Origin of the sequence: Tenacibaculum xiamenense, assembly GCF_964513065.1 — a bacterium.
Lineage (GTDB): Bacteria > Bacteroidota > Bacteroidia > Flavobacteriales > Flavobacteriaceae > Polaribacter > Polaribacter xiamenense.
On sequence record NZ_CAZEQU010000010.1, the window covers coordinates 119,837 to 143,050 of the forward strand.

19 protein-coding genes are annotated in these 23,214 nt (G+C 30.7%); 9 read left to right on the forward strand and 10 right to left on the reverse strand.

Going from position 1 to position 23,214, the window contains the following annotated elements:
* Positions 1–82 precede the first annotated feature (82 nt).
* Together ACKTTV_RS02460 and ACKTTV_RS02465 are read right to left on the reverse strand one after the other, a co-directional pair.
* Entirely contained in the window at positions 83–1,759 is a 1,677-nt protein-coding gene (locus ACKTTV_RS02460) for a helix-turn-helix domain-containing protein (RefSeq protein WP_408029218.1), read from the reverse strand.
* Positions 1,756–3,432 carry a helix-turn-helix domain-containing protein gene (locus ACKTTV_RS02465; RefSeq protein WP_408029219.1) on the reverse strand — a complete coding sequence of 559 codons (1,677 nt, stop codon included), beginning with the start codon at positions 3,430–3,432 and terminating at the stop codon, positions 1,756–1,758. The genes ACKTTV_RS02460 and ACKTTV_RS02465 overlap by 4 nt, the downstream gene beginning before the upstream one ends.
* Before the next feature lie 823 nt (positions 3,433–4,255).
* Between ACKTTV_RS02465 and ACKTTV_RS02470 the strand changes: the two genes are divergently transcribed.
* The 7 genes from ACKTTV_RS02470 (at position 4,256) to ACKTTV_RS02500 (ending at position 10,922) form a co-directional block, all read left to right on the forward strand.
* Positions 4,256–5,413: an HlyD family secretion protein gene (locus ACKTTV_RS02470; RefSeq protein ID WP_408029220.1), complete on the forward strand. Its 1,158-nt coding sequence runs from the start codon at positions 4,256–4,258 to the stop codon at positions 5,411–5,413.
* Positions 5,414–5,450: 37 nt separating this feature from the next.
* Complete coding sequence (locus ACKTTV_RS02475) at positions 5,451–5,759, forward strand: DNA-binding protein (protein ID WP_408029221.1); 309 nt, start codon at positions 5,451–5,453, stop codon at positions 5,757–5,759.
* A 138-nt stretch (positions 5,760–5,897) separates the two neighbouring features.
* Positions 5,898–6,077: a hypothetical protein gene (locus ACKTTV_RS02480; protein WP_408029222.1), complete on the forward strand. Its 180-nt coding sequence runs from the start codon at positions 5,898–5,900 to the stop codon at positions 6,075–6,077.
* A gap of 18 nt (positions 6,078–6,095) precedes the next feature.
* Positions 6,096–6,263 carry a hypothetical protein gene (locus ACKTTV_RS02485; protein WP_408029223.1) on the forward strand — a complete coding sequence of 56 codons (168 nt, stop codon included), beginning with the start codon at positions 6,096–6,098 and terminating at the stop codon, positions 6,261–6,263.
* 962 nt (positions 6,264–7,225) lie between these two features.
* Complete coding sequence (locus ACKTTV_RS02490; protein ID WP_408029224.1) at positions 7,226–9,382, forward strand: peptidase domain-containing ABC transporter; 2,157 nt, start codon at positions 7,226–7,228, stop codon at positions 9,380–9,382.
* A 169-nt stretch (positions 9,383–9,551) separates the two neighbouring features.
* On the forward strand, positions 9,552–10,553 hold the full coding sequence (gene glpQ, locus ACKTTV_RS02495) for a glycerophosphodiester phosphodiesterase (protein WP_408029225.1): 1,002 nt from the start codon (positions 9,552–9,554) through the stop codon (positions 10,551–10,553).
* A 129-nt stretch (positions 10,554–10,682) separates the two neighbouring features.
* Positions 10,683–10,922, forward strand: coding sequence for a MoaD/ThiS family protein (locus ACKTTV_RS02500; RefSeq protein ID WP_408029226.1), 240 nt, complete (start codon positions 10,683–10,685; stop codon positions 10,920–10,922).
* 169 nt (positions 10,923–11,091) lie between these two features.
* Here ACKTTV_RS02500 and ACKTTV_RS02505 read toward each other — a convergent pair whose 3' ends face one another.
* Genes ACKTTV_RS02505 through porZ form a run of 4 tightly spaced genes read right to left on the reverse strand, consistent with a single transcriptional unit; the run spans position 11,092 to position 16,908 of the window.
* Positions 11,092–11,364, reverse strand: coding sequence for a DUF3817 domain-containing protein (locus ACKTTV_RS02505; RefSeq protein WP_408029227.1), 273 nt, complete (start codon positions 11,362–11,364; stop codon positions 11,092–11,094).
* Between the two features lie 6 nt (positions 11,365–11,370).
* Positions 11,371–13,854, reverse strand: a complete 2,484-nt coding sequence (locus tag ACKTTV_RS02510; RefSeq protein WP_408029228.1) for a TonB-dependent receptor — start codon at positions 13,852–13,854, stop codon at positions 11,371–11,373.
* A gap of 7 nt (positions 13,855–13,861) precedes the next feature.
* Positions 13,862–14,584, reverse strand: coding sequence for a DNA repair protein RecO (gene recO / locus ACKTTV_RS02515; protein ID WP_408029229.1), 723 nt, complete (start codon positions 14,582–14,584; stop codon positions 13,862–13,864).
* The gene (porZ, locus tag ACKTTV_RS02520) at positions 14,584–16,908 is read right to left on the reverse strand and encodes a type IX secretion system anionic LPS delivery protein PorZ (protein WP_408029230.1); all 2,325 of its coding nucleotides are present in this window, start codon (positions 16,906–16,908) and stop codon (positions 14,584–14,586) included. Before porZ ends, recO begins: the two co-directional genes overlap by 1 nt.
* A 186-nt stretch (positions 16,909–17,094) precedes the next feature.
* Here porZ and ACKTTV_RS02525 point away from each other — a divergent pair, with 186 nt between their 5' ends.
* Entirely contained in the window at positions 17,095–17,565 is a 471-nt protein-coding gene (locus ACKTTV_RS02525; protein WP_408029231.1) for a CYTH domain-containing protein, read from the forward strand.
* Positions 17,566–17,832: 267 nt separating this feature from the next.
* Here the strand turns inward: ACKTTV_RS02525 and ACKTTV_RS02530 are convergent, their stop codons facing one another.
* The 3 genes from ACKTTV_RS02530 to ACKTTV_RS02540 all read right to left on the reverse strand — a co-directional run bounded on the left by ACKTTV_RS02530 (position 17,833) and on the right by ACKTTV_RS02540 (position 20,826).
* On the reverse strand, positions 17,833–19,164 hold the full coding sequence (locus ACKTTV_RS02530) for a sensor histidine kinase (protein ID WP_408029232.1): 1,332 nt from the start codon (positions 19,162–19,164) through the stop codon (positions 17,833–17,835).
* 3 nt (positions 19,165–19,167) lie between these two features.
* A complete protein-coding gene (locus tag ACKTTV_RS02535) occupies positions 19,168–19,881 on the reverse strand; it encodes a LytR/AlgR family response regulator transcription factor (RefSeq protein WP_408029233.1) in 714 nt (237 codons plus the stop codon).
* Positions 19,882–20,139: 258 nt separating this feature from the next.
* Positions 20,140–20,826: a lysophospholipid acyltransferase family protein gene (locus tag ACKTTV_RS02540; RefSeq protein ID WP_408029234.1), complete on the reverse strand. Its 687-nt coding sequence runs from the start codon at positions 20,824–20,826 to the stop codon at positions 20,140–20,142.
* A 266-nt stretch (positions 20,827–21,092) separates the two neighbouring features.
* On the opposite strand from ACKTTV_RS02540, the gene trpS reads away from it, so the two are divergent.
* A complete protein-coding gene (gene trpS, locus ACKTTV_RS02545) occupies positions 21,093–22,061 on the forward strand; it encodes a tryptophan--tRNA ligase (RefSeq protein WP_408029235.1) in 969 nt (322 codons plus the stop codon).
* A 77-nt stretch (positions 22,062–22,138) separates the two neighbouring features.
* Here trpS and ACKTTV_RS02550 read toward each other — a convergent pair whose 3' ends face one another.
* Positions 22,139–23,176, reverse strand: coding sequence for an NADP(H)-dependent aldo-keto reductase (locus ACKTTV_RS02550; RefSeq protein ID WP_408029236.1), 1,038 nt, complete (start codon positions 23,174–23,176; stop codon positions 22,139–22,141).
* Between the last annotated feature and the right edge of the window lie 38 nt (positions 23,177–23,214).

Here is a 23,214-nt window from a genome sequence, read left to right on the forward strand (position 1 = left end):
CATCAATCACTACGTTATAAGCATTGAGTGGTGAGATTATATAAAAAACCAGCATCTTTTTAAAAAGATGCTGGTTTTTGTTTTATGACTTCTCCAATTCTTTTAAAAAATAAGAAGGCCTGATTCCATTTACTTTATAAAATGCTTTTGAAAAAGATTCCGCATTATTAAAACCCGATTCCTCTGAAATAGCCTTTATGGTAAACTTCCTTAATTGGGTATCTTCTTTAAGCTTTTGAGTAATATAATTAATGCGCAACTCGTTCAAATAACTTGAAAAGGTCTTTCCTTTATAACAATTAACAACTTTAGATAAGTATTGTGTATTGGTATTAATTTCCTTTGCTAGTTTCGCTAAAGTAACCTGATTAGATGTGTACAAATTTTCTTTTTCAAACTTCTCCAGAGATTTCATTATTTCATTTACAATAGACTCTGGTATTTCAATTTTACTCTCATTAGCTTTTTTTTCTTTACTCGTGACTCTATCTGACTTGCCTTTTAATAATTCCTCAAACCTTTTTTTATAAGTCTTCCTTTTTAAGTATTGAAGATACAGGAATATTATTAAAGTTAAAGCAATTATTATGCTAGCATAAACTATATAGGATGTGTTACTTTTTTCAGTTTTTAACTGTTGAAGAATAGTTTCTTTTTCAGCTTCTAATTTTGGAATATCATATTCCTTATAGATCTTTTTGCTTACGTATAGTTCCTTTTGATTTACAATGCTATCAAATTTTAACAACCGATTTATATAAAACAATTGCATCTCTAAATCATTCTCTTTCTTGTGGTAATCAATAAGTGTTATGTAAGTATCTCTCATAAAAGGTGAAAAACTTCTTTCTAATTGAAATATTGAGTCTGATTTTTTATAATATTTTAAAGCTTCGGTGATTCTCCCAATCGAATCAAAAGACTTTGCTATATAATAATAAGGATACAATAGATAACTGGTATTTCTTTTCTTTTCAAAAAAACTCATAGCTTTATTAAAAAAAACTATGGATGAACGATACTTCTTTTGGTTATAATAATTTATCCCTTCGTTTATAAATAAGTAATGGTAAAAAACAGTGTCTTTTAATTCAAGAGCCTTTTGTCTAGCTAAGTTTATATACTTATTGGTTGAGTCAATTTTTTTATATTCAGTATAAATATTGGATATTTCCATTAATGACCTTAGCGTATTTGATTCATCATTATTCTTTTTAGCACACACATAATTTTCTTGCAACAACTTTATAGCTCCTTCAAAATCTTCAATTTTTCTTTTTATAGTACCAATTCCAAAATTAGACTGTATAATATACTTTTCAATTCCATTTCTTTTTGCACATTGATTAGCTAACAAAAAATTATCTATAGCTCTATGGTAATCGTATTTCTTTCGATAATATATCCCTTTACTAAGATAAATAAGCATAGGGTAATATTTTGTTGGTTTTTTTTTTGATATATCAATTGCACTATCTGAATATACAAGAAACCTATAATCATTGTATAAATCGGACATAACGTAATAACCAGATATCAACTCGTTTTCAGCGTTTTCGATTTTAGCCTTTTGGATAAACCATTTAATATACTTGATTTTTTCTTTTTCAGACTGAGCCCTTTCATAATATCTAAAAAGTGTATCTAAACTTTTATTTCTTAAAGTATCAACCTCATTTTTCTGGGAGAAACAATTAATACAAACAATAACTAAAAAATATATTAGAAAAATGTTCTTTTTTGATAACATTACATTCATCGTTTATCGAGTTCTTTTAAAAAATAAGAAGGCCTGATTCCATTTACTTTATAAAATGCTTTTGAAAAAGATTCTGCATTATTAAAACCTGATTCCTCTGAGATAGCCTTGATCGTAAACCTCCTTAATTGAGTGTCTTCTTTAAGTTTTTCCGTAATATAATTAATGCGCAACTCATTCAAATAATTTGAAAAGGTCTTCCCCTTGAAATGATTGACAACTTTAGATAAATATTGTGTATTGGTATTAATTTCCTTTGCTAATTTCGCCAAAGTAATTTTATTAGAGATGTATAAATTTTCTTTTTCAAACTTCTCCAGAGATTTCATTATTTCATTTACAATAGAATCTGGTATTTCAATTTTACTCTCTTTAACTTCTTTTTCTTTATAAGTACTCCCATCTGACTTGTCTTTTAGTAATTCCTCAAACCGCTTTTTATAAGTCTTTCTTTTTAAGTATTGAAGGTACAGGAGTATTATTAAGATTAAAACAATTATTATAGTAGCATAAATTATATAGGATGTGTTATTTTTTTCAGTTTTTAATTGTTGGAGAATGGTTTCTTTTTCAGCTGCTAATTTTGGAATATCGTATTCTTTTAGCATTTTTTTATTTATGTAGATTTCTTGGGCATGAAGAACACTATCTACTTTTAACAAATTATTGATATAGAGCAACTGGTTTTTTAAATCTCCCTTTTTCTCATAATAGTCAATCAAATATTCATATCCTTTTCTAGTTAAAGGAAATATACTTTGTTTTATTTGAAATATTGTATCTAGTTTTTTATAGTACAACACTGCTTTTTCCTCGTTGTCAAGTTTAACATAAGTATTCCCTATGTAAAAATAAGCTATGGATAAATTTTTCTTTGATTTGAGTTTTTCAAAAAACCTAGTGTACTTTATTAAACTATCAAGAGCTTGTTTATATTCCCCTCTATGGTATTGTGAAACCGCCTCATTTAAAGAAAAGTGATTAAAATACTTTTTGTTATCCAAATCTTTAAACTCTTTAATACCTATTCTATTATAAAATGAAGCTGAATCAGGCTCCCCTAGGTCATTATAAATATTTGCAAGTGCAGCAATTGAAATGTATTTCGTATAAACATCTATTTTATCTTGATTTTCTTTAGCATATCTAAAGTTTTCCTGATACAAATAAATAGCGGACTTATACTCCTTTATCTTTCTTTTGATTATTCCTATATTATAGTTGGAATGAAATATTTGGTAATCATCATTAAACTGATTAGCATAATTCTTAACAATCAAATAATAATCGAGCGCCTCTTTATATTTTTGTTTCCTATAATAATTGCCTCCAATGAGTTGATATGCTTCCAGAGGGTAACTCTCATCTGGGTTATCTTTTGTCTTTTGAATTATACTATCACAATATTTCAACATTAGCTCCTCCTTATGTATAATAGCCATAGCATGGTAACTAATCATCAAAAATTTCCTGTTCTTTTCTTTTTTAGCCTTTCTTATAATATATTTTAGAACATTGTCCTTTTCTTCCCTAGATTTCTTTTTGTTGGTTATTTTGAACAAATCCATGTACTCTATTCCTGCCAAGGTATCAATCTCTTTTAATTGACCGAATAAATTAAGGTTAAGAAAAAAGATAAGATTCAAAAGATAAACTGAAAAGTTCCTTTTCATTTGAAAAGATTTTTTTAAAGTGAAAATCGCAATTGCTTTGTCCAGATAGATATGTAATTACCGGTTCGAAAATACTTAAAATTACCTTAAAAGTTAGTCTAAAATCTGCAAAATAACTTTCAAACATATAAGATGCTAAACTCGCTTTAGATGATTTAAGGACAGCATCCTAAAAACCAAACAAACCTTTCATTACAAAGACTTTAAGCAAAAAATCTATAACTCGATTTTTATAAATATCGACCCAATTTTTATAAATCGTGAAGTTTAATGCTTTTTCACTGCATTTTTTTTGCATTGCTTTGTAGTGTATTTACGTCGGGGAAAATTGCTAGAAAAAAGTATACCTCTTTATCCGAAAAAACGATAAACACACATTGTCCGATTTATTGAATTGTTTATCGTTTACAAGTTGTTCTCATTAAAATATAAAACTTTAGGGTAAAGAGGTGTTTTTTAATTTCAAAAGTTAACCAAAAAGAACATCAAAACTGTCAACCATTTTAATGAACTCATCTACAGAATATTCTAAAAAATGCAAAAAGAAATACCAAAAAACATTCAGCTCGATTAAAAAAAATATTACTTTCGCCAACGCTAAAGAAAAAGTAAGTTGTAATTGCTATCTACATTACTTACGAAAACTTTTATAAAATTTTACAACTGTTGAAACACAAAAAACACTTTTTGTGAGCAACTGGTCATAAAACTGTGAGTGACTTTAAAAAATTCATGGAAAAAGATAACTAGAGATATTGTTGAGACAATAAGCATTATTGATTTCAAAAGTTCAAAGGAAATATATCTCACTCAATGAAAAAATATGCCAAAACAACTATTTCCAAAAGAAATTATCGAAAACACAGTAGAGGTACATCAATTCAAACACAACAGAAAAACGAGTATTATTTATACCATAATTTTAATGAGTTTGTTAATAGGATTTATTTCTCTTCCTTTCATTAAAATCACTGTTTCTGAAACATCACAAGGCATGCTTCGATCTGAAAGTGACCGGATATGGGTTCAAAACTTAACAAGTGGAGAAGTAATTCAAAAAAGTTTAAAAAACAACTCTTTGGTAAAGAAAGGTGACACCCTACTTGTTCTTAGTAATAAAACCAATATCCAAGAAAAAGCAAATATTGAAGCACAGATTATTGAGCATAAAGAATTTATAATAGATCTAAAACAATTGAGCACCTTAAATAGAGCATCCAATCTTGGTAGTTTAAAATATAAACAAGAGTTTCAATCGTACCAACAAAAGTTAAGAGAACTACAAACCAGATTTTTAAAAGCTAAACAAGATTATTTTCGAAATAAGCAATTGTTTGAAAAAGGGGTTATCGCTAAAATTACTTTAAATGATCAGCGATTAAATTATGACTTAGCCATCAATGCCATAAAGCAGCTAAAGAACCAACATAAAAGTTCTTGGCAAGCAACTTTAATAACAACACAAAACGCATTAAAGGAATTAGAAGCTACCAAAATAAAACTAAATGAAGAAGGTCGTTTATCAGTTATTAAAGCTCCAATAAGCGGAGTTGTATTAAACATGAATGGCATTGAACAAGGGGCTTTTCTTCCTGCTGGCACTAAACTAACGGAAATTTCTCCAAACACGGCAATTGTAGCCGAATGCTATGTTTCCCCTGAAACTATTGGTTTATTAAAAAAAGAAAATAAAGTTAGTTTTCAAGTTTCTTCATTTAATTATAATCAGTGGGGATTAGCTACCGGAACAATTAAAGAAATTGGGAATGACGTGCAATGGATTGACAAACAACCTGTATTCCGCGTGCTTTGCTCTTTAGATCAAGATTACCTTAGTTTACAAAATGGATTCAAAGGGTATTTCAAAAAAGGAATGACTGTACAGGCTAGATTCGATATTGCCAAACGTTCCTTATTTGATTTACTATATGACAAAGTGGATGATTGGTTAAATCCGAATATCGCGCAAACTCCACAATAGAAAATATGCTCATCAAAAGAAATACATAAAATTACCCATGAAAAATTTAAAAAACTTAGAACGATTACAGCAAGTACATAACCTAATTCAACAGGAAAAAACTGGAACACCGAAAGAGCTTGCTTCTTTATTAAATATTAGTGAACGATCAATACATTTACTTCTCGAACAATTGAAAGATTACAATGCGAATATTTGCTATAGTCGAAGTAGAAGAACATATCACTACTGTAACGATTTTGATTTTCAAGTATCTATTTCTGTTAGTGTTTTAACAGGAAATGAAGTAACTCAAATTTTTGGTGGGAGCTACTTTTTACCAACAAATATGAACCTTGCAAGTTAATTGCAGTGAACACGATTATGTTTGCAGTATCAAATCAGAAATAGGTGCACATAGTTTTGAATTGATATCGATACTGATTTTATGTTTCAAAACGTAAGGTCGTATCAAAAGAAAAAGTTTAATTAAAAGTTTTAAAAAATGAAAAATTTAGAAAATTTTGGAGTTAAGGAATTAAACCAAGAAGAACTAAAAAATAATAATGGAGGAGACTTCGGTATTAGTCTTGTAGTTGCAGGAATTGCTTTGACTTTAGCTGCTCTAAATACAGATTGGGATAAAGTCGGAGAGGATATTTCCAACGGTTGGCATAGTTTATAATCATAAAAAATAAAAAAAATGAAAGATTTAAAAAATTTCAAAGTTGAAGAATTAAATGCAGAAGAACTAACTTTTGTTAATGGAGGTGAATCAGGGTGGTACTATTTAGCAAGAGAAGCTAAAAGGCTATATAACGTTAATAAGGGTATGGTCTTAGTCGCATTTCATTACATCGATTCACTATAACATCAATAATTCGATTCAAAATTATTACATTTGAATCGAATTTTTCTCAATTGTTTAAAATACTACAACCTAAAGCAAATAAATAACATGAAAATAATATCTATAATTGCAATCCTTTTATTTGTCATAAACATTCTCAATCTGGACTTTGATAACCTTTTGAATCTTTCTAAAAATAAGTCAGCTTACATCAATATTATCATCGCTATTATAATTTTTATTTTTAATCAAAAGAAAAGTTGATCTCATGAAAAAGAAAAAAATGCTGTATTCTCTATCATGATACTTTTAACCATTTTTTTATTTGATTTCAGAGAAGTCTTTCTCGATGGAATCTTACATGGATTAAAATAAAAATACACCTGTAAAAATTGAAATTAATTAGGCTTTGTCTTCATAATAGTCGTGTGGCTTGCATTACAATTTTATTTACTCTCTATTTAAGTATAAATAAATTGTTGAGACCCTATGTGTATTTAAACTTTCCTGAAACTATCATAGCTTTTATTTTAGGTATACTCCCAAATTTTATTGGAGCTGCTATGGTCTTCCTAGTTTATTTAAAACTTAACATTAGCAAACTTAAATCCATAATATTCACAATGGCTATTGTTCTATTTATGGAATTCGAGCGATTTTATAATCAAAATATTAATTTTGATATCTTCGATATACTCGCTTCTGTTTTTGGCATTTTAATTTTTATTACCTGGACAACAACTTTTTAAACAAAAAACCAAGTTCCCTTGAACTATTGACTACTTTCACTACAAAGCAGTCGGAGGAATAAATATTTACTTCAACAAACGGTTATTTATTATTTTTCACAATAATCCCATGGCATAAAAGAAGCTATATGGTCTAGCTCGACCTATTGAATACACTCACTTACTTTTTCTCTTTCCTTGCAAAAGAATTGCAGTCAACATCCATTAATTTGCAGAAAACATTTAGAAAAAGGAATGGCTAAAATTACCATAAAACAACACGATATTACTGATTGCGGTGCTGCATGTTTAGCTTCTATAGCTGCTCATTATAAATTACAACTCCCCATTGCTCGTATTCGACAATATGCAAGCACAGACAAAAAAGGAACTAATGTACTTGGTCTAATTGAGGCCGCCCAAAAATTAGGATTTCAAGCGAAAGGCGTTCGAGGAGAACTGGATAGCTTATTTAAAATTCCAAAACCTGCTATAGCCCATGTAATTGTTAGTGAAAAACTACATCATTATGTCGTCATTTACGAAGTTACCAAGGAATACATAAAAATTATGGATCCAGGAGATGGTAAATTTCATAAGAAAACACATGATGAGTTTTTAAAGGAATGGACTGGTGTTTTGCTTTTATTATTACCCCAAGAAGATTTTACTCCTCGAAATGAAAAAGTATCCGTTATAAAGCGTCTTTGGTTCTTATTAAAACCTCATAAATCGGTTATTCTTCAAGCTTTTATTGGTGCTATTATTTACACACTTTTAGGTTTTTCTACTTCAATTTATATTCAAAAAATCACAGATTACGTGCTCGTTGGGGGGAATACCAAGCTATTAAACTTACTAAGTGTTATAATGCTAGTGCTAATAGTCTTACAAATTATCATCGGTGTTTTTAAAGACATATTTTTAATAAAAACTGGACAACAGATTGATGCCCGTCTCATTTTAGGTTATTACAAACATTTATTAAAACTCCCTCAACAATTTTTTGACACCATGCGAGTTGGAGAAATCATCTCTAGAATTAATGATGCTGTTAAAATCAGAGCTTTTATAAATGAAGTATCACTATCATTAACTGTAAACGTGTTAATTCTTTTTTTCTCCTTTGGATTAATGTTTATGTACTATTGGAAACTAGCGCTTATCATGCTTGCTGTAATCCCATTCTACTTTTTAGTATACTTTATCATCAATAAACTCAATAAAAAAACAGAGCGAAAAATCATGGAATCTTCTGCTGATCTAGAAAGTCAGCTAGTCGAATCTCTAAATTCAGTAGGAACCATAAAACGATTCGGCTTAGAAGATTTTGCCAATATTAAAACAGAAACTCGATTTATCAGTCTATTACAAATAGGTTACAAATCCGCTTTAAATTCTATTTTTTCGGGAACTTCAACCAAGTTAATCGCCCAAATTTTTACTGTGGTATTATTATGGAGTGGTTCGTATTTCGTAATTGATCGACAAATCACCGCGGGAGAACTAATGTCGTTTTACGCTATCATTGGTTACTTCACCAGTCCTGTGGCAAGTTTAATTGGAGCCAATAAACAGATTCAAAATGCTTTAATAGCAGCAGACAGACTCTTCGAAATCATGGATTTGGAAAGAGAAGAAAATGAGCAAAAAATGGAGTTAACTAAAGATAAAATCGGAAATATAAACTTAGAAAACGTGGCATTTCGATACGGGAGTCGAGTTCAAGTTTTCAATGATTTCAATTTAACTTTAAAGAAAGGTAAAATTACGGCTATTGTTGGGGAAAGTGGCTCTGGAAAATCTACCTTGATATCATTACTGCAAAATTTATACCCAATACAAAAAGGACAAATAAAATTTGGTGAAATCGATGTCAAGTATATTCAAAATGAAAGTTTAAGAAATTTAGTGAGTGTAGTACCTCAACAAATCGATCTATTTTCAGGGAATGTTGTCGATAATATTGCTGTAGGCGATTTTAATCCAGATATGGATTTAATTATTCGGATCTGTAATTCTATTGGAATTCTTCAATTCATAGAAGAACTTCCCAATGGATTCAATACCTATTTAGGTGAAAACGGAGCATCTTTATCCGGTGGTCAAAAACAACGAATCGCAATTGCAAGAGCTCTATATAAAAAACCTGAAGTACTTGTATTGGATGAAGCAACATCTTCTCTTGACTCCACTTCGGAGAATTTTGTCCAAAAAGCAGTTAACTCCATAAGAGAAAAAGGAAAAACGGTAATTATTATTGCTCATCGCTTAAGTACAGTCGTTAATGCCGATGAAATAGTTGTTCTCAAGAAAGGAAGAGTTGCTGAAAAAGGCAATCACAAGGAGTTATACGAAAAACAAGGAATATATTATAATTTGTGGCAACAACAAATACCAAGAATTGCTTAAAAACATCTAGCTAATTTTACACTCATGATACATATACTATTGAAAATTTTTGACATGATTATTTCAATTATCTAAATTAATCTAACTCTAACAATCAAACACCTCTAATTATCTTTTAAATCAGAATGTTACATTTGTATTCAGTTAACACATTCTCTTATAAGTTTTTATGTCACCAGGAAAAAAAACAATTAATATATTCTTTATTTGTAACATTGTACTTATTATTTTTATAGGTATTAGCTGCAAAAAAGACATGAACAATTCAACAAATCCTAAAGTAGTAATTGCACATAGAGGAGCCTCAGGATATTTACCAGAGCACACTATGGAAGCGAAAGTCATGGCTTATGCAATGCATCCTGATTATATTGAACAGGACCTGGTTCTAAGTAAAGACGATATACCTATAGTTATCCATGATATATACTTAGATGATGTAACCAATGTAGCTACAATTTTTCCAGAGAGAAAAAGAGAAGATGATAGGTATTATGTTATTGATTTTACTTTTGCTGAATTACAACAATTAAAAGTAACTGAGCGTTTTAAACCTTCAACAGGAAAGCAATTTTACCCAAACCGCTTTCCAAAGAACAAAGGTAATTTTAGATTACACTCACTATCACAAGAAATTGAACTGATTCAGGGGTTGAATTATAGTACTGGAAAATCAATTGGAATTTATCCTGAAATTAAGAATCCAGATTTTCATCATAAAAATGGAAAAGATATCGCTAAAATTACTTTAGATATTCTCTCCTCATATGGATACAAAACAAAGGAAGACAACTGTATTTTACAATGTTTTGACTCAAAAGAACTAGAACGAATTCGTAAAGAAGTGAAATCAGAGCTTTTTCTTGTGCAATTAATTGAGTTTCCAGAAGAGGCTAAACAATTAAAACATTTTGCCTCTTATGCGAATGGAATAGGTCCTTGGTACAAGCAAATTTTGGATAAAAAAGAAAATGGAAAATGGCTGTTTACGAACCTTGTTAAAGAGGCTCATGAACTTGATTTAGTAGTACATCCATATACTTTTAGATATGATCAATTAGAAGAGTTTTCTTCATTTGACGATATGATGAATGTATTATTTTTCGAAGCAAATATTGATGGTGGGTTTACTGATTTCCCAGACAAGATGGTTGATTTCCTTAGAAAATAAGTATTGATTCTTATCCCAATAGAAATGCTTATTTTTGATTATCTATTGACACGAAAATCAATAGCTAAATAAAACAATTATTTAATAAGTTTCAGCTACTTGTTGAAACATATTTATCAATTTACAATCATGAAAATTCAATTACTTGCTTTTGGTGCTGCCAGTGAAATCCTTAGCTCTACCTCTGAATTATTATTTGACAATACTATCTCAGTAGCAGAACTTAAACAACACTTAATTTCTGAATTCCCAAATATGGCCAGACTCAGCTCATTTGCTGTTGCTATTAACGAAGAATATGCAAATGACAATCAAGAAATACAGAATAATGATGTAGTTGCTATTATACCCCCTGTAAGTGGTGGATAATGGAAATTATGAATTATTAATTGAGTTAAATTGCTAATGCCGAGTTTTGAGTTTTTGTATTGAATTGATTACTTTCAGCTTTTCACCCTTACAACTTTCGATTCTCGAAAAAACAATACCAACATTAAACACCAAACATTCAAAACTTAAAACTCATAATTCAAGAAAGCTATTTCTTCAAATACTTTCCAACGAAAAAAGTTCCAAACGGTAATATCGACAAAAGACAAACCATAAAAAAGTCTTTACCCTTCCATTCTAATTCGTATTTCAACATAATTGCCAATACGATATACAGCACAAATAATAAACCATGTGGCATCCCTAACATTTTAACATATTCTGGATTGTTTTGCATGTATTTAATTGGAACGGCAATGAATAAAAGTAGTATATAAGATATTCCTTCTAAGAGGCTTACAATTTTAAATATATTGATCATTTCTAGTTATAAATTTACTTGCAAAGCTATTGAAAAGTTTCTTCCCGGAGCAGAAATTCCTGAAGCAAATTCTCTGTAATGTTCGTCGAAAAGATTTGTGATATTTCCCTGTAAAGTCAAACTATTTGAAACTGCAAACCTTCCAAATAACCCTACCGTCATCCAAGCTGGGCTTCCGAAATACTTATCTACATCTTCTTGAGCATCTGCATTTATAATTGGAGTTTGCTCATGGTTATCAATTCCTTCACTAATATTATAATCTTGAATATCTTTTTTAGCATTGAATACCAAGTTGGCGCCTCCTTCAAACTTATTATTGGTATAGTTTAATTCAAAATTACCAAACAACGGAGGAATCGAAGACAAAGGCTCTTTTAAGTCATAACTTTCTCCCTTCGTATAGGTAATAAATCCAGAAGTTTTCCAGTTTTTATGTAGTTTCCCTTCATAGCTCACTGTAAATCCAGTTACATACGCACTTCCTTTATTTACATTTGCTACAGCATTTCCTGTTTCTCCATCAAATTGAATTTCAGAACCTACTTCTGCTTCACTATTAACACTTAAATCAAATGGTGTTCTATAAATATAATTATTCAGTAGAGTATAATACACATTTGCTCCTACTCTAAATTTACGATCGTTGAAATACTTTTGAATTCCAATTTCAGCATTATAAGCATGCTCAGGTTTTAAATCGATATTTGGAACCGTTACATTCCCATTTTTCTCTCTTACCTTTCCTACATCATCAATATTTGGAGACCTAAAACCAGATGATAAAACAGCGTTTAACTGCCAAGTTTTATTGGGCTTATATACATAACCAATTGTTGCCGTTAAAGCCGTATTATTTAAACTAATATCATTATTAGGCAATTGAATAAATTGCTCATCGATCCATTTTGCTGTTAAATTTGTATTGGTTAATCGCACTCCTGTGTTTAGGGTTGATTTACTGTTTAAATCTTGCCTATACCCTAAATATAGCGCAGAACTGAAATAGGAGCTTCCTCCATCAGCATATCTTGACTGAACGGCAAAGTCGCCGTTAAAACCTTGAATTGCCCCATCAACAATGTTCAATGTTTTCCCATAAGAATTAGAGTTAACATCGTTGTATACCATTTCAAAACCATACTCCAAATTACGTTTCTTAGCCAATGGCACCTTGAAATCTCCATTTACACTAAACACATTTACATTTTCCTCTCTGAAAGATTTATCCAAGCTTCCAAATTTTCTTTGAATTCTACTTTCTTCAATGCTTTGGTAAGCTAAAGTAATTACTCCTTTTTCTAACCACTTCTTTCTCGGATTAATTTCCAATTGCGGAGAAATCAACAATCTTTTCTGTGGTCCATAATACCATTCCGCAAATTTTAAACTCTCTCCTTTTAATTCAGTTAATCTATCAAAACGAGGAATATTTGAAGATGTTGAATATTGAATATTTACCTTTAAATCGGTTCTTTTCGACAACGGCACAAAAAACTTTTGAAGAACGTCAGTTTGATTATACCCCGTATTTCTCTGTAAATTTTGGTGGTCATTTACTGTAGGGTTTTCTTCATAGTTTCCGTTTATATTTTCAGAGTAAAACGGAACCTTTCCCCAATCTTCAAAACCATGTGATCTATTTTTACCCATGGCTAAATCGTCAAAATTACTGTGAGAAATACTTGTAAAAGAGGCCCAATTTTTAAATCTTAGTTCTGCCGATACTGTATTGGTAGTTTCATTATTAACTGTACTATATCTAGAAAATAATCCTCCTTTAATTTCACTATCTTTTTTAGATAACTTTGGAGTTTTTGTATAATAATGAATTACTCCTCCTAAAGCATCTGAACCATAAATAACAGAAGAAGGTCCGAAAACTACTTCTGTTCTATCTAATAAGTTAGGAGATACTGTTATTGAGTTTTGAAGGTGTCCTTTTCTATAAATAGCATTGTTCAATCGAACTCCATCTACAACTAACAATACTCTATTACTTTCCATACCTCTCAGTACTGGACTTCCTCCTCCAGATTGAGATTTTTGCACTTTAATACCAGGTACATTGGCTAATAAATCTGCCGATGTCTGCGGTGAAACCTTAGCTATATCTTTACTTGTTATTAAGGCTATTTGCTCTGCAATTCTATTTCTCTTTTCTTTATTCTTAAATACAGAAAGTACTACCTCATCTAATTGCTCTGAATGCTTCGATAAATAAACATGATTATCATTAGCCAAAATAGCTTTCTTCTTTGCTCTATATTCAGAATAAGTTACATGAGAAAAGATCAACATTTCATTCGGAGAAAACTCTGAAAGATTAAGAACACCATTTTCATCACTTATTGCAGATTTCATTTTTGCTCTGTTATATACGGCAACCGACTCAATTGGCTTTCCTGTTTCTGCATCAAAAATTGTTATTTCCTGAGAAAAAATCGAGTGCGCTAAAAATAAAAATAGTGTAAATACTACTTGTTTCATTGTTTATTTAATTAAACACAGTTTCTAATATATCTAACGATTTTGGTTTTCTAAACCCATCCAAATGCAACTCAAAATATTTTATTAGTGTTTTGAGTATAATTTGCCTTTCATTTTTATTTAATGAAATTGCATTTATTGCATCAAAATTTATGCCTAACACCCTTTTAAAAAGTGTTAATTCAACATTATATAGTGTTAAATTTTCATACTCGGAATCGGTAAAGCTTCCTTCGGCTAAATTAAAACCTTTTTTCCCTATATTCGAAGTATCTGGGTAAAAACCTAAAAACTTAGATAAATTCATTAAAAACACTAAATGAAAGTTTGATATTTCATCATGACTATCGAGCCAAAGTAACGCTGTTTCTATGTATGTATATAACCCTGGGTTTTTTTCTTCTTCCTGTATAATCCCTGAAAGAATCTCAGAAAGAAACAGAACGATAGTTTGTTTAACAATAGAAGTATGTATACTGCTATAAGGATGAATAACTCGTGCTTCTTTTATTGAATTAAGTGTACTTTTATGATTATGATTGGCCACCATTTGTAGTTGAGTTAATGGCTGAAAATAGGCTGTTTTTAGTTTTCCTTTTCTAGAACTTAAAACTCCTTTAACCATATACGACTTTACACCATCTTCAAGTGTAAAACACTTTACTATTAAACTGGTATCTCCGTACTTGATAGTTCCAAAAACGATGGCTTTTGTATTAACAATTGGCATTAGTTTACAATAGCTATTTTAGTTGTTGCCGATTCCGTATTGTCTTCATTTGATAGCAATACAATATATATTCCTGAAGCTACTCTCGTTCCGGCCAAATTTCGTTTATTCCAAGTTACTTTACCTCCGCCTAACTGCTGCCCCTCGACAACATTTGTTTCGAAAACTAAATTCCCTGAAACATCTAATATTTTCACGTTTGTTCCCTTTGGTAAATGAGAGCCATTACGCCCATCAATTGTAACAACATCATGTTTTCTTAGGGCCGGATTAGGATAAGCATATACTTCTTCAAGACCTTCTCCGAAGGGTACAACACCACTCTTGTAGGCTACCATTCCACGGCTTGTTGCAAAATACACTTTACCAGTAATATCGTCTACTTTTATTTTAACTATTTTATTAGAAGGTAAAGGCGAATTATCCTTATTGAATGCAGCTAAAGTAGTTTCACCACTTGGGTTTGTATATAAAACACCTCCTGTTTCCGTTCCAAACCACTTATTATCACCGCCATCAATTTCAATAGAATTTATTGTTTGATCACCTAAAAGCTTTTTCGGAATTCCTTCATCCAATATTACAACGGGTTCAGCATTATTTATATTACTATCAAAAATTCCAGAAGCATTATTAAACACGACCAACCCGATAGAAGTACCAATCCATATTCTATTATTTCTATCAACTCCAATAGTTCGAACATTATTACTTGGTAAATCTCCTCTATTCACCTCAGCGATTAAAGCTTCCTTCCTGTCTCCATTTTCATTATATGCCAATAACCCATTACCTCTTGTTCCAATCCATACATTATTAAACCTATCAACTTCAATTTCGTTTAACCCTATTTTATTAAAGTTAATAATCGATTCAATATCATAACCTGTCCATTGACCACTAGCCGATAATTTTTTCAGCCTTTGTGAAACTCCTATATTTGTTACCCATAAATTCCCTTGCCTGTCGAATGCTGATCCACTCACACGAATAGTTACTCTATTTGGAATATCTTCAACAATATCCTCTAAAGGGCTATTTAATTGATTATAGAAGTTTTGTACTTGCCCATCTTGAATATTCAACAAACCTCCAGTTAATGGAGTATTAATTTGAGCTCCGGTAATATCTCCAAATGAACTTATAAAAACAGAGCTTTCTTCATTTTTATTAATATTTACAGAAACTAAATCGGCAAAAGGTGTATTTGGATCGTATGGATAGTTGTTCCAGCTCTGACCATTGAAATGAGAAAACCCTTTTCTATTACCCGAAGGGGTGTAAGTAACATTATATCCTCCATAAACCAACCATAAATTACTGTTGTGAACATCCATTGAAAAAATATCATTAAACATTGGTCCTTCAGGATGAATTTCTTGAAAAGTACTTCCATTAAAGGTTTTTAAAATACCGAAAGTGGTGGTTCCTAAATAAACATCTCCGTTTTCTTCATAAGCTTCATTTAACTGAAAATTAAAATTAGTATTTGCAGTTATTTGCTTCACCACCCCCAAACCAGTATTCAAAACTACCGCTGTATTGCTCAAAGCAATTGTAATGCTATTGTTTGAACTCTTTATTCCAATAATATTTTCTGGAAATGTTCTGACAGTACTGATATTTGATCCTTGAATTCTGAGTAATTCATTTCCTCTTGAAGCAAAAACCTGATTATCGAAAACAGAAATGTTTGTAAAATTCCCCGTAAACGTTTGTGTCCAATTATTGAAATCTATCAAGTTTGGATTATTAACATCCGCTATATAAATACCATTTTCAGTAGCTGCATAAATTTGCCCTTCATTTACTGTAATCTGATTTATGTTTAAATCAGATGAACCAAATCCAATAAAATAAGTATCTCCAAACTCCAGTCTTTCTATATCATAAACCACAATAGCAAAAGGTGTTGCTAAATATAATTTGTTGTTAAACTCATAAATGTGGTTAATTCTCTTCTCTCCAGTCTGATTAAAATTAGTAATCTCTGGAGACTTTGTTATTTTACCATCATTATTTACAACTTCCAACAATCCATCTTCATAACCAATAACCAATCTTTCTAATGAACTACTATAATGTAAAGCTGAAGTTGTACCTCCCGATAATCCATGAATTGATGATATCTTACTCGTCTCATTAGAAACTGCATTATATATAAAAACAGCGTTATCAGCCAATGCATATATAAAATTACCTTCCTTAGTAAAATCCTTTACATTAGAATAAGAAAATAGATCTTCCCAACTATCAGAATAGTCTACTTGAGAGAATAAAGTGATATTGAAAAAAAGTAGAAAAAATGGTAGTATTTTTTTCACCTGAACAACTTGATTTAAAAATTTAATTTCAAAGATGAAAGACAACACTTTCAAGACTTGCTCCTATGATTTCTTTCAAGAATACTAACATCATAAAAAGCTTCAAGTCTGAAATACTTTGTCTTAATATCAAAGATATTACTATTAACGCTAAAAAGCAGTACATTCGTACAAATTTGATTTTTTATGTCTGTAGAAATTGAACGTAAATTCTTGGTTGCTTCCAATGATTTCAAAAACCAAGCTTTCAAAAAGGTATATATTAAACAAGGTTTTTTAAACTCTGATAAAGAACGTGTTGTTAGAGTTAGAATTAAGGATAACGAAGGGTTTTTAACCATAAAAGGGCCTTCGAGTAAAGAAGGAACAACCCGATTTGAATGGGAAAAACAAATAAACAAATCAGAAGCTGAAAGTTTGTTCCATTTATGTGAGAAAGGTGTTATTGAAAAGTTTAGGTATTTGGTTAATATAAAATCTCACACGTATGAAGTAGATGAATTTTTAGGAGATAATGAAGGTTTACTTATTGCAGAAATTGAACTCAATTCTGAAAATGAACTTTTCACAAAGCCTAATTGGTTAGCAAAAGAAGTTACTGGAGATATTAAATATTACAATTCTAACTTAAGCAAGCTGCCCTATAAAAAATGGTAATACTTTGTCAATAGAGTACTACCATTTCCAGTTATAATCCAAGAATTCGTATTCTTCTTCTAAATATTGTAGCATAAAGAAAAGATCAAGCAATTCTTGATCTTTTCTCGAATAAAACTGTGAGTTCCCCCTAAAATCACAATCCCTTTCTTTTCATGTGTCTAAATTACAAAAGATTATGCTTCATTTTCTCTGAATTATGCCATTGGAAGAAAAACTTAAACAAACAACTAACATCAAGCAATAACTGGCGTTTACCAATTCATATTATGCTAATTTTAAAGGGAAAACAATGGAAATTTGAGTTCCCGTTTCTTGCCCATCGCTCAGGTCTTTTATATGAATATCAACAGCTTTTCCATACATAATTTCCATTCGTTCTTTTACGATGTTAATACCGAATGATTTTCTACCAGTACTGGTATGTAAATTTTTTATTTTACTTCTTTTTATTCCTATTCCATTATCTCTAATTAAAACACGAACCATATCATCCAATTTATAAATCGAAAGCTTAATAATTTTTTCTCCTTCTTTAAAACTTAAACCATGCCAAATAGCGTTTTCAATAAATGGCTGTAAAAAAAGTGGTACAACTCTTAACCTAGCTACTTTAATACTTTTATCTATCTGAATATCAAAACTAAATCCATTTTTCGCTCTCAATTGTTCTAGTTTAATATATACAGATAATATTTGTAGTTCTTCTTCTAAGCTAATTGAGTTTTCATTAGTTACTTGAAGAACTTTTCTAACGAGCATTGAAAATTTAGTGATAAAGTTAGAAGCTTCATCAACCTTGTTTTGAATAACATAATTGTTAATGGAGTTCAATGAATTAAATAAAAAATGAGGATTCATTTGACTTTTAAGTGCCACCATTTTTAATTGAGCAATCTGATTTTTTTGTTTTAACAAATTCAGTTCCGCTTGCTGTTTTTTCTCAAAAATTCCTTTTAAATAACTACTAATTAGCGCCGTAAATATTATGCTCTGAGCAAAAGCTCCTATGAAATAATAAAACATTCGGTGTACTGGCCAATCTATTAAGTAATACTCTCCTTTAAGCATTTTTAATGAGCTTATATTTGCCGCTATCAGGAAAAATATACAGCCAATTAATAAATATTTCGAATGCTTTGATTTGCTTTTTGCGAGCATGTAAAAAATTAGCAAAGAACAAATTGAAGCGAAAGGTACGGAAAAAGCGACTACTTTCTTTTGAATCTCATACCCGTAAAAAAACTGAACAACTACAAGTATTAAAGCAAATAAAATGAGCACCCAAGAAAACCTCTGCGCTATTACATCTAGCCTAGGAAAACCTCTGCGACTTCTAGTTAAGCTTCTACAAAACTGAATAAAATAAAAATAGGCAATGTATTGAATTGAAAAGCTAATGTATTGATAAAAAGATATCACAGTTTCATTCTCAAAAACATCCCTAGTTAAATATACCACAATACAAAACAAGTAAATACTATAGTACTTGTTTAGCTTATCTCTATTCAATAAATAAAAGATAAAGTGGTAAATAAAGAGAACAGAAAGACCTCCTCTTATCCAAGAGTAAAAACCAGAAGTAATATCAAGAAGCATTAATTATTTATCCAATTGTAACATTTCCACCAACTCATTCTTCTTACGCCTACTTACACTTACAACGGTTCCATCAATTAATGTTAGCTCGCTTGAGCCTCTATTGTACTCCGTAACACAGTTAAGATTAATCACATAGGAGTTATGCACTCTATAAAACTCAGGAAATGCAAATTTCTTTTGAACTTCTTTTAAAGTTTTTGTAGCAACAATTCTCCTTTCCTCTGTTAAGAAAATGGTAGTATAGCTTTTATCAGCTTTCAAGTAAACAACATCTTTTTTGTCAACTAAATACACCTTTCCGTCAGCAGAAATATTTATCTTATCTATTACTTTGACTTCTCTTTTTTTATAATAAAATCGCTTTTTAGCTTTTTCGAAAGTAAGTTGCAACTCATCTAGGTCTACTGGTTTTAAAAGGTAGTCCAAAGCATTCGCCTTCACCGCCTTTACACCATACTCATCATGGGCAGTTGTAAAAACCACATCAAATCCTCTATTTGGAAAATTATTCAGAAAAGTAAACCCATCCATTTCTAACATTTGGATATCTAAAAAAACAATATCTGGGTTAATTTCTCTAATTATATCAGACGCAATAACGGGAGAACTACATTTTACAATGTTAAAATTTTCATTCGGCCTACATTTCCTTATTTTCCACTCTAATGCCTCTAAAGCATCATTCTCATCATCAATCAAGACAATCTTTATCATACGTTTACTCATCAATATTACATTGTATCAGGACTATTATAATGTGGGGGAGTAAACACAGCGCTTCGTACTACAAACAAGGCACAACACTTGTTTTCATAATACGGGTTCACTTTGCTTCTAAAAGCTTCTATCTTTAAGTATCAGTCTTAAATATAATGATTTTTTTCTTAAATTCCTTGTCAAAAAAGAAATAAAACAGCATTAAATCACTAGTTTAGACCACTACCTTTTCAGAAAATTTCGTTGGCAAAAATATTAAAACTTTTTGTTAGTATCATTCATATATAGTTTATCATTACTTAATTCATGATAAATCATATCAAATGCTTGGTCGCGCAATTCTTTTCTATCGCCTATTTTTTTATCTTTTGTTTCTATAAAACATCCTTGTTTTATCCTAATAATTCCAGGGCCTCCTTTGTAGATATTCCAGGAAAAAAACCTCTTAGAATCGTAATAAACCTGAGGAACAATAGGGATTTTATGTTCAATAGCTAAGCTAAAAGCCCCATTTTTAAAAGGAGCCAACACAATGTCTTCCTCAGGAACAAGTCCCTCTGGGAAAATACCAACACTGGTTCCGTTTTTTAATTTTTCCTTAGCCATTTTGTAAACCCGTTTTCTACTTTTATCAGAACCTCTATCTACCATAATTACCACCTTCTTATAGAAAAAACCAAAAACAGGAATTTTCACCAGCTCTTTTTTTCCAACAAAAACAATCGGGTTTTTACTCATTATAATCATAATCCAAGGATCAATCATAGAAGCATGATTTGCTATAAACAAGTAACTTTTATCTTTTTTTATACGTTCATCTCTTTCAATTTTTAATCGAAACCCCATTCCGTACACTAACAGAAAAGACCAACCTCTAATCATTTTCCAAAATGTTGGGTAGTACTTTTCATTAGATGTAAGTACCAAAAGTATAGGCATCATAATCAGAATTGTGCTAAACATTAAAATGTAAAACCACAGCCTCCAGATTAAAAGAAAAGGAATTTTAAAATACTTCATAACTGCGAATGTAGTAATTTCTTTTGTTTGATAAATTTAAAGCTTATTTTTGCCCGTCTTGTGTTGCTATAAACAATTCACATAGGATCTATAAGATAACTGCAGTTATGTTTATTTCTTGTTTTAGGAATGAATTATTTGCAAATTTTAAACAACCAGATATAAACAATTTTATATATAAATAACCAATGGCGAGAATTTTAACGGGAGTTCAAAGTACAGGAACACCACATTTAGGAAATTTATTGGGAGCAATTTTACCAGCTATTCAGATGGCTAACGACTCCAACAATGAATCTTTTATTTTTATTGCAGATATGCACTCTTTAACACAAATTAAGGAAGGAGAACAGCTGCGTGAGAATACCTATAGTGTTGCTGCAACTTGGCTTGCTTGTGGTATTGACATTAATAAGACTGTATTCTATCGTCAAAGTGATATTCCTGAAGTAGCTGAGCTATCTTGGTATTTAAGCTGTTATTTTCCATATCAGCGATTAACCTTAGCGCATAGTTTTAAGGATAAAGCGGACCGGTTAGCAGATGTAAATGCTGGTTTATTTACCTATCCAATGTTAATGGCAGCCGATATTTTATTATATGATGCAGAAATTGTTCCTGTTGGCAAAGATCAATTACAGCACTTGGAAATTTCTCGTGATGTAGCAAACAGAATTAATAATATTGTTGGTGACACCCTAGTTCCGCCACAGGCTAAAATTAACGAGGAAACAAAGTTAATTCCTGGTATTGACGGTGAAAAAATGAGTAAGTCCAGAAATAATGTTATCAATATTTTCTTACCAGACAAAAAGTTGAGAAAACAAATCATGGGAATTCAAACGGATAGTACTCCTTTAGAAGAACCAAAAAACCCAGATACTGATAATGTTTTTGCTTTATATAAACTATTGGCTAATGAGGAGCAAATTGCTGAGATGAGAGCTAATTATGAAGGTGGGAACTACGGTTATGGACATGCAAAACAAGCTTTATACGAACTAATTATTGAGCAGTTTGCTGATATTAGAGCTAAGTATAATCACTATATGGAAAATCGTCATGAAATTGATGAAGCTTTAACTATTGGAGCAGATAAAGCGAGAAAAGTTGCCCAAGATGTTTTACAAAGATTGCGTAAAAAGATTGGGTATTAATTTCATATCTAAGAGAATAAATAAAAAAAGCGAGAATTAACATTCTCGCTTTTTTTATTTATTGTGTTCCCAACGAATTATGGCGCTGGATTTGGTATTAAGCTATGAACTGCTTCGATTTCATTTAAAATATCTTCTGAAAGATCAATATTAATAGAATTGATATTCTCCTTTAATTGATCCATTTTGGTAGCACCAATAATATTACTAGTTACAAACGGTAGTTGATTCACATAAGCTAACGATAATTCAGCTAAAGTTAAACCGTGCTTTTTAGCAACTTCCTGATACTTTCCCACTGCTTTTGCAGATTCGGCAGATGAATACCTGCTAAAGTTTGGAAATAACGTTACACGGGCTCCTTCCGGTTTTTTACCACCTAAATACTTTCCAGATAATATTCCAAAAGCTAGAGGTGAATACGCTAACAAACCAATATCTTCTCGTAATGACACCTCTGACATTCCGTATTCATAGGCACGATGAATTAATGAATATGAATTTTGAATTGTTACTGGTCTTGGCAAATTATGTTGCTCTGAAGTTTGTAAATACTTCATCGTTCCCCAAGGAGTTTCATTAGATAAACCAATATGCTTAATAATTCCTTGTTTTACATAATCGTTTAACGTTTCCAATATCTCTAAATGGTTTTCAGCTTCTTTTGCAGAAACTTTATAGGGATAATCACGTACTCCAAAACAGTTTACTCCTCTTTCTGGCCAGTGTAATTGGTATAAATCAATATAATCCGTTTGTAAACGTTGTAAACTACCTTCAATAGCTTCTTTAATAGCGCGTTTACTAAAACCGTCTTTTCGTATATGTGCTGTATAATCACCTGCTCCAGCAATTTTAGTTGCTAAAACTACTTTATCGCGATTTCCAGTTTTTTTAAACCAAGTTCCTATGATTTTTTCGGTTTCCCCATAGGTTTCAGCATTAGCTGGCACTGGATATAACTCAGCTACATCAAAAAAGTTAACTCCTTGTTCAAGAGCATAATCCATTTGCTCATGCCCTTCGGCTTCAGTATTCTGATTTCCCCAAGTCATGGTACCTAGACAAATCTTTGAAACTTTAATATCTGTATTTGGTAAGGTTGTATATTTCATTATTTTTTTTGATTTGAGAATTATAACATTGCGAAACG

Excerpts from the sequence above, each read along its gene's own strand:
- ACKTTV_RS02460 (WP_408029218.1), bottom strand. The coding sequence starts at position 1,759 with ATGAATGTAATGTTATCAAAAAAGAACATTTTTCTAATATATTTTTTA.
- ACKTTV_RS02465 (WP_408029219.1), bottom strand. The coding sequence starts at position 3,432 with ATGAAAAGGAACTTTTCAGTTTATCTTTTGAATCTTATCTTTTTTCTT.
- ACKTTV_RS02470 (WP_408029220.1), top strand. The coding sequence starts at position 4,256 with ATGCCAAAACAACTATTTCCAAAAGAAATTATCGAAAACACAGTAGAG.
- ACKTTV_RS02475 (WP_408029221.1), top strand. The coding sequence starts at position 5,451 with ATGAAAAATTTAAAAAACTTAGAACGATTACAGCAAGTACATAACCTA.
- ACKTTV_RS02480 (WP_408029222.1), top strand. The coding sequence starts at position 5,898 with ATGAAAAATTTAGAAAATTTTGGAGTTAAGGAATTAAACCAAGAAGAA.
- ACKTTV_RS02485 (WP_408029223.1), top strand. The coding sequence starts at position 6,096 with ATGAAAGATTTAAAAAATTTCAAAGTTGAAGAATTAAATGCAGAAGAA.
- ACKTTV_RS02490 (WP_408029224.1), top strand. The coding sequence starts at position 7,226 with ATGGCTAAAATTACCATAAAACAACACGATATTACTGATTGCGGTGCT.
- glpQ (WP_408029225.1), top strand. The coding sequence starts at position 9,552 with ATGTCACCAGGAAAAAAAACAATTAATATATTCTTTATTTGTAACATT.
- ACKTTV_RS02500 (WP_408029226.1), top strand. The coding sequence starts at position 10,683 with ATGAAAATTCAATTACTTGCTTTTGGTGCTGCCAGTGAAATCCTTAGC.
- ACKTTV_RS02505 (WP_408029227.1), bottom strand. The coding sequence starts at position 11,364 with ATGATCAATATATTTAAAATTGTAAGCCTCTTAGAAGGAATATCTTAT.
- ACKTTV_RS02510 (WP_408029228.1), bottom strand. The coding sequence starts at position 13,854 with ATGAAACAAGTAGTATTTACACTATTTTTATTTTTAGCGCACTCGATT.
- recO (WP_408029229.1), bottom strand. The coding sequence starts at position 14,584 with ATGCCAATTGTTAATACAAAAGCCATCGTTTTTGGAACTATCAAGTAC.
- ACKTTV_RS02525 (WP_408029231.1), top strand. The coding sequence starts at position 17,095 with ATGTCTGTAGAAATTGAACGTAAATTCTTGGTTGCTTCCAATGATTTC.
- ACKTTV_RS02530 (WP_408029232.1), bottom strand. The coding sequence starts at position 19,164 with ATGCTTCTTGATATTACTTCTGGTTTTTACTCTTGGATAAGAGGAGGT.
- ACKTTV_RS02535 (WP_408029233.1), bottom strand. The coding sequence starts at position 19,881 with ATGATAAAGATTGTCTTGATTGATGATGAGAATGATGCTTTAGAGGCA.
- ACKTTV_RS02540 (WP_408029234.1), bottom strand. The coding sequence starts at position 20,826 with ATGATGCCTATACTTTTGGTACTTACATCTAATGAAAAGTACTACCCA.
- trpS (WP_408029235.1), top strand. The coding sequence starts at position 21,093 with ATGGCGAGAATTTTAACGGGAGTTCAAAGTACAGGAACACCACATTTA.
- ACKTTV_RS02550 (WP_408029236.1), bottom strand. The coding sequence starts at position 23,176 with ATGAAATATACAACCTTACCAAATACAGATATTAAAGTTTCAAAGATT.